A 13,347-nucleotide genomic window follows, 5' to 3' on the forward strand; every position below is an offset into this window, starting at 1 on the left:
TCCTTCGCCTGCGGGGCGCGACCGCTTCGCGGCGCGCTCCTCGGCTGCAGGACGACGCCGCGCCGCTTCGCTTGCTCGCTGAGGGAGCCTGCGGGGCGCGAGGGCTTCGCCCCGCGCTCCTCGGCTCCGGGCCGGTGGGCACGGTGGCCCCGCGCCCCGCGCCCCTCGGCTCCGGTGCCGGTGCCGGTGGGCACGGTGGCCGGCGACTCGGGGCGAGCGTGGCTTGCCCGAGCTGGGTAGGCCGTCCGGTGGGTGGGTCCGCGGGTCGCGGGCCCACCCACCGGATGCGATCCGCCGTAGGCCGATTTCCGGGTACGGGAAGGAGAGCCCCAATGCGGGAGGCTCGGATAATCGTGGTGCTGCTGGTGGCGTTGGCCGTGAGCGGATGTGGCGGCGGTTCCGGGGCGCCCCGTGGCGAGGCCGCCTCCGCCGGGGCCGGGCCGGTCTCCAGCGTCCCGGCGACGGCGGCCACCCCGGCGGAGTACGCGCCGGCGGGCGGCTTCAACACGACCGACGTGGCCTGGCTGCAACTGATGCGGCCGATGACCGAGCAGAACCTGCGCCTGCTGGAGCTGGTCTCCGACCGTACCGCCGACCCTCGGCTGACCCGGCTGGCCCGGGAGGCCGTACGCGACGGCGACGCGCACCTGGCCCGGCTGCGTACCCTGCTGGACCGGGCCCGGGCGGGCGGGGCGAACCCGCACGAGGGGCACGACATGCCCGGCCTGCCCACCACGGAGGAGCTGGCCGGGATCGCCGGCACCCGGGGAGCCGAGTTCGACCGGCGGTTCACCGCCACCTTCCGCGAGTACGCCGAGCAGTGCGCCCGGCTCGCCGGCTCGGAGCGCACGGCCGGCGCGGACGCCGAGACGACGGCGCTCGCCGAGGCGATCGAGCGGAGCGCCACCGGACAGCTGGCCGCGCTGCGGCAGCTCGCCTGACGGCGGGCGGCCCGCGACCACGCCGCCGGTTATTCGCTGGTGGCGGCGGGGCGGGGTGACTAGCGTCTCGGTTCGTGTCACGCACGGTAACGTTGGTGCTGGTCGACGCCGACGGTCGGCCGCTCGGGGCGCTGGAGCCGTACGAGGTGGGCTCGCCGTACTGGTCGGAGGTGGCCGACGTGGTCGCCGGCGCCCGCACGCGCCACGGGGTCGCGGTGACCGTGCTGCGGCTGCTCCACACCGAGCAGGGGCGGGCGATGCGCGACGGGCTGGTCACCTACCTGGCCCAGCTCGACGGCGGCGAGCCGCCGGTGCTGCGTACCGTCGACGTCGATCTCGCGCCGCATCCGCTGCGCGCGCCGTACGCGGTCCCGGGCGGCCCGGCCCGCGCGCTGGCCTGGGCGGCCGGTGCGATGGCCGCGCTGGGGATGCCACCGGCCGCGCCGGCGCAACACCGGACGTGGAACCTCTCGGCGCTCTGGCGGCTCGACGGGCCGGCCGGACCGGTCTGGCTCAAGGAGCTGCCACGCTTCGCCCGGCACGAGGCCGCCGTGCTGCGCTGGTTGGACGGCGCGCTGCCCGGGGCCGGCCCGGCCCTGCTCGCGGCCGACGGGGCCGGCCGGATGCTGCTCGGTCACGTACCGGGCATCGACTGGTACGGCGCGGACGCGCGTGGCCGGGCCGCGATCGTCGACGCGCAGCACGCGATCCAGCTGCGGGCGGTCGCGGACGTCCCGGCGCTGGTCGCACAGGGGGTACCGGACCGGCGCGGCGCCCGGCTCGCGGCGGCCATCCGCGCCGCCCTCGCTCCGTACCGGCCCCCGGTCGACGAGGTGCTACCGGACCTCGACCGGCGGGTCGCCGCGCTCGCCGGATGCGGGCTGCCGGAGACCGTGGTCCACGGCGACCTGCATCCGGGCAACGTCCGGATCGACGGCGACCCGGCGACCGGTGCCCGTCCGGTGGTCATCGACTGGGCGGAGGCGACGGTCGGGCATCCCGCCCTCGACCTCCTCCGGCTGACCGAGGACCTGGCGCCGCACGACGCGCGGACGCTGGTACGGCGCTGGGCGCGGCTGTGGCGGGCGGCCCGCCCCGGTAGCGATCCGGAGCGGGCCGTCGACCTGCTGCGGCCGGTGGCCGCGCTGCGCAACGCGGCCACCTACGCCCACTTCCTCGCCGAGATCGAGCCGAGCGAGCACCCGTACCACGCCGGCGACGTGCCGTTCTGGCTGGCGGAGGCCGGCGTCGTCGCACGCGGCGCGCCCGCGGTCCCCTGAGCCACGGCAGCCCAGGCGGCCCCACCCCTCCCGTAGGGATCAGCCCGCGTCGACGGTACGGCGGTCGTCGGGCAGCCGCCGGGTCAACCGGCGCCGGTCCAGCAGTTCCAGTAGCGGCACGGCCACCCGTCGGGTGGTACCGAGCGCCTGACGGGCCTCGCTCAGCGTGAACGGCTGCGGGATCTCCGCGAGGATCCGGGCCGCTCGCAGCTCCGCGCCGGCCGGCAGCACCACGCCGTCGGCGACCCGCAGCAGCGCACCGGCCCGCTCCGCCGCCGCCAGTTCGCGCCGTCCCAGCCCCAGCTCGGCGAGGCGCCCGGCGTCCGGGGCCCCGAACGGCTGCGCCTCGAACTCCCGCAGCAGCCGCTCCACCGCCGCCGCCACCGGGGCCGGCAGCGGCGCGGGCGCCGTCGCGTCGACCACCCGCCCGTCCCGTACCGCCAGCGGCGCGGCCACCAGGCCGACCACCACCGCGCGGTCGGGCAGCTCCAGCTCGGCGCGTACCGCCTCCACGGTCGGACCGGGCTCCAGCGGAAGCCGCCGGCGGTGCTCGAGCACCGCGGCGGCCAGGCGCGCCCGCAGCCGTTCGGCCAACGCCGGGTCGACCAGCCACGCCCCGGCCACCACCGCGCCCGCCGGCTCGGTCGCCCCGGTCGCCCGCAGCTGCGCGGCCCGGACCACGCCCCGGCGGCGCAGCACGGCCGTGCCGTCCGGCGGCCCGCCCGAGGACTCGGCCAGCTCCCGCCCGCGCGCCGCTGCGGCCCCGCGACGCAGCAGCGGCGGCGGATCGGTGTCCAGCACCTTCAGCCGCCCGACCACCTCGTGCCGGCCCGGATCGCGCAGCAGGGCCACGTCCCCGGCGGCCAGCGGCAGCGGCCAGCGCAGCGCCAGCCGCGCGCCCCGCTCCCCCAGCGGGCGTACCCGCACCGGCACCGCCGCCGAGCCCAGGTGCAGCACCAGCGTGGCGGTCGGGTTGGGCAGGCCGCCGGGCAGGTGTACGTCGACCAGTTCCGTGGTCGACCAGCGCCCCGGCGCCAGCAGCGCGTCCCCGCGCCGGACGTCGTCCCGGTCGACGCCCCGGAGGTTCACCGCGACCCGGGCCACCGCCGAGGCGCGCTCCACCGGCCGCCCGAGCGACTGCAGACCGCGGACGCGGACCGGGCGGCTGCCGTGCGCCGCCGAGCAGAGGGTCAGCTCGGCGCCGGTGGCGAGGGTACCGGCGCTGAGCGTGCCGGTGACGACCGTCCCGCTGCCGCGGATGGTGAACGCGCGGTCCACCCAGAGCCGCACCGGCGCGTCGGCGTCCGGTACCGGCAGCCGGGCGACCAGCTCCCGCAGTGCGGCGCGCAGCTCGTCGAGCCCGCGCCCGGTCGGGGCGCTCACCGCGACGCCGGTCAGCCCGGCCAGGCTCGTACCGGCCAGCCGCCGGCGTACCGCGTCCAGCACCGGTCCCGGGTCGGCCAGGTCGGCGCGGGTGACGGCGAGTACGGCGTGCCGGATGCCGAGCGCGTCGAGCACCGCCACGTGCTCCTCGGTCTGCGGCATCCACCCCTCGTCGGCGGCGACCACGAGCAGCGCGGCCGGTACCGGGCCGACCCCGGCGAGCATGTTCGGCACGAACCGCTCGTGGCCGGGTACGTCCACGAAGGCCAGTTGCTCGCCGCCGGCCAGGGTGGTCCAGGCGAAGCCGAGGTCAATGGTCATGCCGCGCCGGCGCTCCTCGGCCCAGCGGTCCGGCTCCATCCCGGTCAGCGCCCGGACCAGCGTGGACTTGCCGTGGTCGACGTGCCCGGCGGTGGCGACGACGTGCATCAGGAGCCCGCTCCGGCCGCGGCCGACGAGCCCGACCCGGCGCGGCCTTCCAGCCCGGCGCCGCCTTCCAGCCCGGCCGCGACGCGCCGGACCGCGGCGTACAGCGCGTCGTCGGCCTCCGGCGGTACGCAGCGCAGATCCAGCAGCAGTTCGCCCTGCTCCACCCGGCCGACCACGGCCGGGCTGCCGGTACGCAGCGGCACGACGTACGCCGTGGGCAGGGCGACCGCCGCCGAGGGGAGCACCACGCCCGGGGCGCCACCGCCCCCGACCACGCTCTCGCTCCGCCGGGCCGTGGCCGCCAGCCCGCTCTCCCGCAGCCGTCCCGCCAGCCGCTCGGCCCGCTCGCGCAGCCGGTCCGCGTCGGCCCGCAGGGCCAGCGTGGTCGGCGTGGGCGGGCCGGTCAGGGTCGCCTCCAGGGCGGCCACGGTCAGCTTGTCGACCCGCAGCGCCCGGGCCAGCGGGTGCCGGCGCAGCCGCTCCACCAGCTCGGCGCGGCCGAGCAGCAGCCCGGCCTGCGGCCCACCGAGCAGCTTGTCGCCGCTGGCCGTGACCAGGGCGGCGCCGTCGGCGAGGGCGCTCGCCGCGTCGGGCTCGTCCGGCAGGACCGGTTCGGGCGCGAGCAGGCCGGAGCCGATGTCCACCACGACCGGTACGTCCAGGGTGGCCAGTTCGGCGACGGAGGCGGCGGAGGTGAAGCCGCGTACCACGAAGTTCGACGGGTGCACCTTGAGGACGAAGCCGGTCGCGGGGCCGAGCGCGGCGGCGTAGTCCGCCAGGGTCGTCCGGTTCGTGGTGCCGACCTCGCGCAGCCGGGCGCCGGTCGACTCGATCAGGTCCGGCAGCCGGAAGCTGTCGCCGATCTCGACCAGTTCGCCCCGGCTGACCACGATCTCCCGGCCGGCGGCCAGGGCGGTGGCGGCGAGCACCAGCGCGGCCGCGCCGTTGTTGACCACGTGCACCGCCTCGGCCGCCGGTACGGCGCGCGCGAGCGCGGCGAGCAGGCCCCGACCGCGTCGGGCGCGGCGGCCGGTGGCCAGGTCGAACTCCAGGTCGGTGACGCCGGCGGCGACGGTCAGCGCGTCGAGCGCGGCCGCCGAGAGCGGGGCGCGGCCCAGGTTCGTGTGCAGCACGACGCCGGTCGCGTTGAGCACCGCGCGCAGCGAGCCGGGGCGCTCGGGCAGCCCCGCCAGCGCGGCGTCGGGCACCTCCTCGGGCGCGAGCTCGCCGCGCCGGGCCCGCTCCTGGGCGGCGACCACGGCGGCCTTCACGGTGCCTCGGCCGAGCCGGGCGGCGGCCTCGACGAGCCGGGGATCGGCGAGCACCGCGTCGGTACGCGGCACCCGGCGGCGTACGTCGGCGGGCGCGTGGGCGCCGCCGTGGTCCCCACCGCCGCGCTCGGTCCTGGCGGCTCCCACCGCGGCGTCTGCCACGTCGGCGACTCTAGTCCAGACCCGCGGAGGCGACCAGCGGCGCCGGTCGATGGCGGAGGCGGACGGGAATCGAACCCGCCTGGCCGAGCTGCTCGGCCACTACGGTTTTGAAGACCGCGGGGAGCACCAGCTGCCCAAACGCCTCCCCGGCCGGCCGGACCCGGTGCGGACCGGTCCCGGCGACGGCGCGGACTGACAGTATGGTGGGCCGCCGGGCCGGCCGCCCGCCGGGGTCCGGATCGGACGTTCGGGATCACGTCGGCCGGGTCCGGCCGCCCCGATCAGCTACCGCGACATGTCGGCGCCCCGGGTCTCGGGCAGCCGCGCGGCGGCGGCGACTCCGGCGCACCCGACGACCGTCATCAGCGCGGCGGTCGGCCATGGTCGACCGCCGGCCGCCGCGGTGAGCGCGGCCGCGATCAGCGGCGCCGGCGCGCCCAGCAGCCCGGTGGGGATCTCCCGGGCGAGCGCGTACCCCGTGACCCGGTACCGGGTGGAGAAGAGTTCCGCCAGGTACGCCGCCTGTACGCCGATGGAGGCGGCGATCGCGCCGAAGGTCGCGACCATGCCGAGCCAGATCAGCACGGGCCGGCCCGTGTCGAGGAGCAGGAAGAGCGGGAACGGCGTGAGGGCCATGGCGACCTGCGTGCCGAGGTAGACCGGCCTGCGCCCGAGGCGGTCACCGGCCGTGGCCACCGCGAGGACCGCGGCCGATCCGACCACGGCGGCCAGGATCAGCCCGATCAGGCCGGTGCTCGCCCGCACGCCCCGCTGCGCGAGGTAGGCCAGGACGAAGACCTGGAGGATCTGGCTGGCGAAGGTGACGTGACCGTTGGTGGTGGTCGCCAGCGCCAGCCGTCGCGGCGCGCCCCGGACCGCCTCGACCAACGGAAGCTTCCGCCGCGCCCCGGTGGAGGTGAAGACGGGTGACTCCAGCACCCGCAGGCGCACGAAGAGCCCGACCCCGACGAGGGTGATGCTCAGCAGGAACGGCAGGCGCCAACCCCAGCTGAGCAGCGCGTCCTCCGGCAGGGCGGTCAGGGCCGCGCTCACCGCCGCCGCACCGCCGATGCCGAGGAGCAGACCGGCCGCCGGGACCGCGCTGAAGAAGCCGCGCCGCCGGGCCGGGGCGTACTCCGCCAGCAGGGTCACCGCTCCGGCGTACTCGCTGCCGACCCCGAGTCCCTGGACGAACCGGAGGAACACCAGCAGCGCCGGGGCCCAGACCCCGATGGCGGCGTACGTCGGCAGGGCACCGATCAGCGTCGTCGCGATGCCCATCATCAGGATGGTCGCCACCAGCACGAACTTCCGCCCGTACCGGTCGCCGAGGGGCCCGAGCACCAGCGCCCCGACGGGCCGTGCCGCGAAGCCGGCGCCGAAGGTGGCGAGGGAGGCGAGCGTGGCCGTGCCGGGGCTCAGCGCCGGGAAGAAGAGCCGCCCGAAGACGAGCGCGGACGCCTGGGCGTAGATCGCGATGTCGTACCACTCGATCATCCCTCCGACGACCGTGGCGGGGACGAGTCGCCGTTTCGACTCCTCCCACGGCCGGCCCGCGTCGTGCTCGCTGCTCATCCGCCGATCTTCTCGCCGAACCGGCCACCGGACCGGTCGAACCGCGACTTCCCGCCCGGGTCGGGGTGGGTCGCCGCGCTCCTACCGCCGGCCGGTGGCCCATCCACTGCTCGGTGGCCCATCCACTGCTCGGTGGCCCAAACGGCGCGCTCGGCACGACTGACCAGAAACGGGAGAACGGCATAGTCTTGGCCCATGACGAGCCTGACCGGCGTCCGCCTCACGCAGTACGCGCACGGCGGCGGTTGTGCCTGCAAGATTCCCCCGGGCGAGCTGGAGGAGGTCGTCGCGGGGCTGACCGGCGGCGGCCCGCTCGGCGCCGAGGCGACCGGCACCCTGCTGGTCGGGCTCGACGACGGCGACGACGCCGCGGTGGTGCTCACCCCGGCCGGCGCGCTGGTCGCGACCACCGACTTCTTCACCCCGGTCGTGGACGACGCCTACGACTGGGGGCGCATCGCGGCGACCAACGCGCTCTCCGACGTGTACGCGATGGGCGGGCGGCCCGTGGTGGCGCTCAACCTGCTCGGCTGGCCCCGCGACGTGCTCCCGTTCGAGCTGGTGCGGGAGGTGCTCCGGGGCGGCCTGGACGTGGCCCGGGCGGCGGGCTGCCACGTGGCCGGCGGGCACAGCGTGGACGACCCGGAGCCCAAGTACGGCATGGCCGTCACGGGCCTGGCCGACCCGGACCGGCTGCTGCGCAACGACGCCGGCCGACCGGGCCTGCCCCTGACCCTGACCAAGCCGCTCGGCATCGGCGTGCTGAACAGCCGGCACAAGGCCACGGGCGAGGTCTTTCCGCAGGCCGTCGACGCGATGACCACGCTCAACGCGGACGCCTCGCGGGCGGCGCTGGCGGCCGGGGCGCGCTGCGCCACCGACGTGACCGGCTTCGGGCTGCTCGGGCACCTGCACAAGCTGGCCCGGGCCAGCGGGGTGACCGCCGAGGTCGAGGCGGCGGCGGTGCCGTACCTGGAGGGGGCGCGCGAGGCGCTGGCGGCCGGGTACGTCAGCGGCGGCACCCGGCGCAACCTCGACTGGGTGCGCCCGCACGCCGACCTCTCGGCGGTCTCCGCGGACGAGGCGCTGCTGCTCGCCGACGCGCAGACCTCGGGCGGGTTGCTGGTCGCGGGCGAGCTGCCCGGCCATCCGGTGATCGGGCGGCTGCTGCCGGCCCGCGACGGCCGTACCGTGGTGGTCCGTTGACGGGTCCGGCGGTGGCCGGTACCCGAGCGACTGTGTACTGTATACGATGTGACCGGGTGGGTTCCCGGCCCTCGCCGACCGGCGGGCCGGTGCCGCCCGCACCCGGATGACCGCTGCCGCAGCTACCGAGGAGGACGGTCATGGCGCGCAGGAACCGCGAACGTTACGTGCGGCTGACCCAGCCGCTGGTCCGCAAGGACGGCGAGCTGCGTCCGGCCAGCTGGGACGAGGCGCTCGACCGCGCCGCCGAGGGCTTCCGCCGCAACGTCGAGGCGCACGGGCCCGACGCGTTCGGCATGTTCTCCTGCTCCCGGGCCACCAACGAGATGAACTTCGTCGCCCAGAAGTTCACCCGGGTGGTCATCGGCACGAACAGCATCGACTCCTGCAACCGTACTTGACACGCTCCCAGCGTCGCCGGTCTGGCGGCAGTGTTCGGTGCGGGAGGCGGCACCTCCTCCTACCGTGAGGTGGAGGAAACAGACCTCATCGTCCTGTGGGGATCCAATGCCCGGGAGACCCACCCCATCTTCTTCCACCACGTGCTCAAGGGCATCCGCAACGGCGCGAAGCTGTACGTGGTCGACCCGCGCCGGACCAGCTCCGCCCGCTGGGCGGACGGCTGGCTGCCGCTCAACGTCGGTACCGACATCCCGCTGGCGCTCGGGATCGCCCGCGAGATCATCGCCGCCGGGCTGGTCAACACCGCGTTCGTCGAGCGGGCGACCGCCGACTTCGAGGCGTTCCGGGCCCACGTCGAACCGTGGACGCTGGCGGCGACCGCGGCCGAGACGGGCGTACCGGCCGACCTGATCCGCGAGCTGGCCCACGCGTACGCCCGGGCCGACCGCGCCCAACTCTGCTGGACGCTGGGCATCACCGAGCACCACAACGGCACCGACAACGTCCGCTCGCTGATCAACCTGTCGCTGCTCACCGGGCATGTCGGGCGCTACGGCTCCGGGCTGAACCCGCTGCGCGGGCAGAACAACGTGCAGGGCGGCGGCGACATGGGCGCCATCCCCAACCGGCTCCCCGGCTTCCAGGACATCCTGGACCCGGCGGTACGGGAGAAGTTCGCCCGTGCCTGGCGGGCCAACATCCAGCCGTACTACGGGCGCACGCTCACCCAGATGTTCGAGGCGATGGACCACGGCGAGCTGACCACGGTCTACGCCATCGGTGAGAACCCGGTGCAGTCCGAGGCGGACGCGGGCGCCACCATCAAGCGCCTCTCCGGGCTGGACCACCTCGTGGTGCAGGACATCTTCCTGACCAGGACCGCCCAGCTCGCCGACGTGGTGCTGCCGGCCAGCGCCGCGTGGTGCGAGACCGAGGGCACCGTCACCAACAGCGAGCGCCGGGTCCAGCGGGTGCGCAAGGCGTTGCAGGCGCCGGGCGAGGCCCGCGACGACATCGAGATCCTCGGCGAGATCGCCCACCGGCTCGGGCACGACCTGCGGTACGAGTCCGCGGAGGCGGTCTGGAACGAGCTGCGGGCCCTCTCCCCGATGCATCGCGGGATGAGCTACCGCCGGCTGGAGGCCGAGGGCGGGCTGCAGTGGCCGTGCTACTCGGAGGACACCACCGAGCCGTCGTACCTGCACGGCCGGCTCTGGGCGGACGACCCGGTGGAACGCGGGCAGCCGGCGCCGTTCGGGCTGGTGGAGCACAGCCTCCCGGTCGACGAGCTGACCGAGGAGTACCCGCTGCGGCTCACCACCGGGCGGCGGCTCGACTCGTACAACACCGGGGTGCAGTCGGGTGGCTTCAACAGTCCGCTGCGCCGGGGCGAGACGCTGGACCTGTCCCCGGAGGACGCCCGGGCGGCCGGCATCGCCGACGGCGAGCCGATCCGGATCACCTCGCGGCGCGGCTCCGTGGTCGCGCCGGCCCGGATCGACCCGGCCATGCGGCCCGGCCTGGTCTTCATGACCATGCACTTCCCGGACGAGGTGGACACCAACTCGCTCACCATCGAGGCGACCGACCCGGTGGCCGGAACGGCCGAGTACAAGGCGACCGCGGTACGGCTGGACCGGCTCGGGCCGGCCGACGCGGCGGCGGCCGAACGGGCCGCGGCGACGCGGGCCGGTGCGGCGGTGGAGCCGGTGGCGGTGCTCACCGGTACGCCGCCGGCGCCGCGCGGTCCGGCGCGGGCCGAGCCGGTGCCGACCCGGCCGGTGGCCGGCTGACCCCAGAGAACGGGAGGGATGGGTAGTGGATCTGCACTTCCTGGACGCCGTCGCCGACGCCGAGGAGCGGGCCGCGGTCGACGAGCTGCTGGGCGAGCCGGACTCGGGCTGGGACGGCGGCCAGCGGCACCTCGACGACTGGCGGACCACCCGGGGCGGGCACGCCGCCCGGTCCCGGCGCGACCAGTTGCTGCCCGCCCTGCACGCGGTCAACGACCGGGTCGGCTGGATCAGCCAGGGCGCGCTCAACTACATCTGCCAGCGGCTGACCATCCCGCCCGCCGACGCGTACGGGGTGGCGACCTTCTACGCGCTCTTCTCGGTCCGGCCCCGCCCGAAGCGGGTGGTGCACCTCTGCACCGACATCGCCTGCAAGGCGGCCGGGGTCGACGCGGTACGGGCGGGGGTGCGCGCCGAACTCGGCCCGCCGGGGCGGGACGCGGGCGGCGTGGTCTGGCAGGAGAGCCCGTGCCTCGGGGTCTGCGAGCGGGCCCCGGCGGCGCTGGTGCTGGAGGCCGGCCGGCCGGCGCTCGGGCACGTGGTGGCCCCGGTCGGCACCGAGCAGGCGCTGCTGGCCGCCCGGGCGCCCGTGGTCGAGCTGGCGCCCGAACCCGACCCGGCGCTGGCCGTACCGCAGGCGGGCGACCCGGGATTGGTACTGCTGCGCCGGATCGGGGTCGCCGATCCGACCAGCCTGGACGACTACCGGGCGCACGGCGGGTACCAGGCGCTGCGGGAGGCGTTCCGGCTGGGACCGGCCGGGGTGATCCGCGAGGTCACGGACGCCAAGCTGGTGGGCCGGGGCGGCGCGGCCTTCCCGACCGGGCGCAAGTGGGACGCGGTGGCCCGCCAGCCCGCCGACCCGCACTACCTCGTCTGCAACGCCGACGAGAGCGAGCCGGGCACCTTCAAGGACCGGGTGCTGCTGGAGGGCGACCCGTTCGCGCTGGTCGAGGCGATGACCGTGGCCGCTTACGCCACCGGCTGCCGGCGCGGCTTCCTCTACCTGCGCGGCGAGTACCCGCGCGCCCTGGCGCGGCTGGAGAACGCACTCGCCCAGGCGCGGGCGCGGGGCCTGCTCGGCGCCGACATCATGGGCCAGGGCTTCGACTTCGACATCGAGATCCGGCGCGGCGCGGGCGCCTACATCTGCGGCGAGGAAACGGCGATCTTCGGGTCGATCGAGGGGCTGCGGGGCGAGCCGCGCAGCAAGCCGCCGTTTCCGGTCGAGCGCGGACTGTTCGGCAAGCCGACCGTGGTGAACAACGTCGAGACGCTGGTCAACGTGCTGCCCATCCTGGCCGCCGGCGGTCCGGCGTACGCGGCCGTGGGCACCCCGACCTCGACCGGTACGAAGCTCTACTGCGTCTCGGGCGCGGTGGCCCGCCCCGGGGTCTACGAGCTGCCCTTCGGCGCCAACCTTCGGGAGCTGCTGGAGCTGGCCGGCCGGCCGGAGGGCAGCGAGCTGACGGCGGTGCTGATGGGCGGCGCGGCCGGCAGCTTCATCCGCGCCGACGAGGTCGACATCCCGCTGACCTTCGAGGGGACCCGGGCCGCTGGCACCGCGCTCGGCTCCGGCGTGGTGCTCGCCCTCGACGAGGGCGTGGACCTCGGCGGCATCCTGCTGCGCATCGCCGGCTTCTTCCGGGACGAGTCGTGCGGCCAGTGCGTACCGTGTCGGGTCGGCACGGTACGGCAGGAGGAGGCGCTGGCGCGGCTGACCGGCGGCCGACCGCTCGGCTCCACCGAACAGGACCTCGCCCTGCTGCGCGAGGTCGGCCAGGCGATGCGGGACGCGTCCATCTGTGGACTGGGACAGACCGCGTGGAACGCGGTGGAGTCGGCGATCGACCGGCTCGGCGCATTTCGGGAGGCGACGCCGTCATGACCAGCACCCCCCTGGGTATGCCCCGCCGGATGGTGGAGCTGAGCCTCGACGGCGAGCAGGTGCGCGCGCCCGAGGGCTCGACCGTCCTGGACGCCTGCAAGGCGGCCGGGAAGGACATCCCGACGCTCTGCTGGGGCGACACGCTGGAGCCGGCCAACGCCTGCCGGGTCTGCATGGTCGAGGTCGAGGGCTCGCGCACGCTGGTGCCGTCCTGCTCCCGGCGGGTGGAGCCGGGCATGGTGGTGCGCACCGACGGCGAGCGGGCCCGGCACAGCCGCAAGCTCGTGCTGGAGCTGCTCGCCTCCTCGGTGGACCTCTCCACCACGCCCCGGATCCCGCAGTGGCTGGCCGAGTACGGCGCCCGGCCGGAACGGTTCGGGCCGCCGGCGGCGCCGGTCACCAACGACGACCGGGACGACGCGCCGGCGGGCGAGCACCACGTGCCGGACGGCTCGGTGGCCGCGACCGTACGCCAGCCCACCCGGGTCGACAACGACCTCTACGTCCGGGACTACGGCAAGTGCATTCTCTGCTACAAGTGCGTGGACGCCTGCGGCGAGCAGTGGCAGAACAGCTTCGCCATCACCGTCGCCGGTCGCGGCTTCGACGCCCGGATCGCGACCGAGTTCGCCGTACCGCTGCCCGACTCGGCCTGCGTGTACTGCGGCAACTGCGTCGAGGTCTGCCCGACCGGCGCGCTGCGCACCAAGGCCGAGGACGACCTGCGCAACGAGGGCCGGTGGGACGAGGAGGCGCAGACGGTCACCCGTACCGTCTGCACGTTCTGCGGGGTGGGCTGCAACCTGGAGCTGCACGTCCAGGACAACGAGATCTTCAAGGTGACCTCACCGCACGACCACAGCGTGACCCACGGCAACCTCTGCATCAAGGGGCGCTTCGGCTACCAGCACGTACAGAGCCGCGGCCGGCTGGACCAGGCGGCCGGCTCCGGCTTCTACCTGATGACCGACGCCGGGGTGAAGTACCCGCTGGCCTCGGCCAAGGTGGCCGAGCAAC

The 13,347-nt window shown here is 75.8% G+C and carries 8 protein-coding genes, 1 tRNA gene and 1 pseudogene; 6 read left to right on the top strand and 4 right to left on the bottom strand.

The annotated features are described in order from the left end of the window. Positions 1–332: 332 nt before the first annotated feature. Both AB0J86_RS26525 and AB0J86_RS26530 read left to right on the top strand, forming a co-directional pair. Positions 333–941 carry a DUF305 domain-containing protein gene (locus AB0J86_RS26525; protein WP_363860314.1) on the top strand — a complete coding sequence of 203 codons (609 nt, stop codon included), beginning with the start codon at positions 333–335 and terminating at the stop codon, positions 939–941. Between the two features lie 74 nt (positions 942–1,015). Beyond that, positions 1,016–2,221, top strand: a complete 1,206-nt coding sequence (locus AB0J86_RS26530; protein ID WP_363860315.1) for an aminoglycoside phosphotransferase family protein — start codon at positions 1,016–1,018, stop codon at positions 2,219–2,221. A gap of 39 nt (positions 2,222–2,260) precedes the next feature. Here AB0J86_RS26530 and selB read toward each other — a convergent pair whose 3' ends face one another. The 4 genes from selB to AB0J86_RS26550 form a co-directional block, all read right to left on the bottom strand. Beyond that, entirely contained in the window at positions 2,261–4,033 is a 1,773-nt protein-coding gene (selB, locus tag AB0J86_RS26535) for a selenocysteine-specific translation elongation factor (RefSeq protein ID WP_363860316.1), read from the bottom strand. After that, the gene (gene selA, locus AB0J86_RS26540; protein WP_363860331.1) at positions 4,033–5,451 is read right to left on the bottom strand and encodes an L-seryl-tRNA(Sec) selenium transferase; all 1,419 of its coding nucleotides are present in this window, start codon (positions 5,449–5,451) and stop codon (positions 4,033–4,035) included. Before selA ends, selB begins: the two co-directional genes overlap by 1 nt. Positions 5,452–5,516: 65 nt before the next feature. Beyond that, positions 5,517–5,612: transfer RNA gene (locus AB0J86_RS26545), tRNA-Sec, on the bottom strand. A gap of 139 nt (positions 5,613–5,751) precedes the next feature. Beyond that, positions 5,752–7,041: an MFS transporter gene (locus AB0J86_RS26550; RefSeq protein ID WP_363860317.1), complete on the bottom strand. Its 1,290-nt coding sequence runs from the start codon at positions 7,039–7,041 to the stop codon at positions 5,752–5,754. A gap of 195 nt (positions 7,042–7,236) precedes the next feature. Here AB0J86_RS26550 and selD point away from each other — a divergent pair, with 195 nt between their 5' ends. From selD to AB0J86_RS26570, 4 genes and pseudogenes are all read left to right on the top strand, one after another. Beyond that, positions 7,237–8,247 carry a selenide, water dikinase SelD gene (selD, locus tag AB0J86_RS26555; RefSeq protein ID WP_363860318.1) on the top strand — a complete coding sequence of 337 codons (1,011 nt, stop codon included), beginning with the start codon at positions 7,237–7,239 and terminating at the stop codon, positions 8,245–8,247. Between the two features lie 140 nt (positions 8,248–8,387). Then, positions 8,388–10,292: pseudogene (locus tag AB0J86_RS26560) on the top strand (molybdopterin-dependent oxidoreductase); the annotation flags it as partial. A 175-nt stretch (positions 10,293–10,467) separates the two neighbouring features. After that, positions 10,468–12,330: an NAD(P)H-dependent oxidoreductase subunit E gene (locus AB0J86_RS26565; RefSeq protein ID WP_363860319.1), complete on the top strand. Its 1,863-nt coding sequence runs from the start codon at positions 10,468–10,470 to the stop codon at positions 12,328–12,330. Continuing rightward, a partial coding sequence (locus AB0J86_RS26570; RefSeq protein ID WP_363860320.1) for a 2Fe-2S iron-sulfur cluster-binding protein occupies positions 12,327–13,347 on the top strand: 1,021 nt, incomplete at its 3' end. The genes AB0J86_RS26565 and AB0J86_RS26570, both read left to right, overlap by 4 nt.

This window comes from Micromonospora sp. NPDC049559, assembly GCF_040676675.1.
Lineage (GTDB): Bacteria > Actinomycetota > Actinomycetes > Mycobacteriales > Micromonosporaceae > JBFAPK01.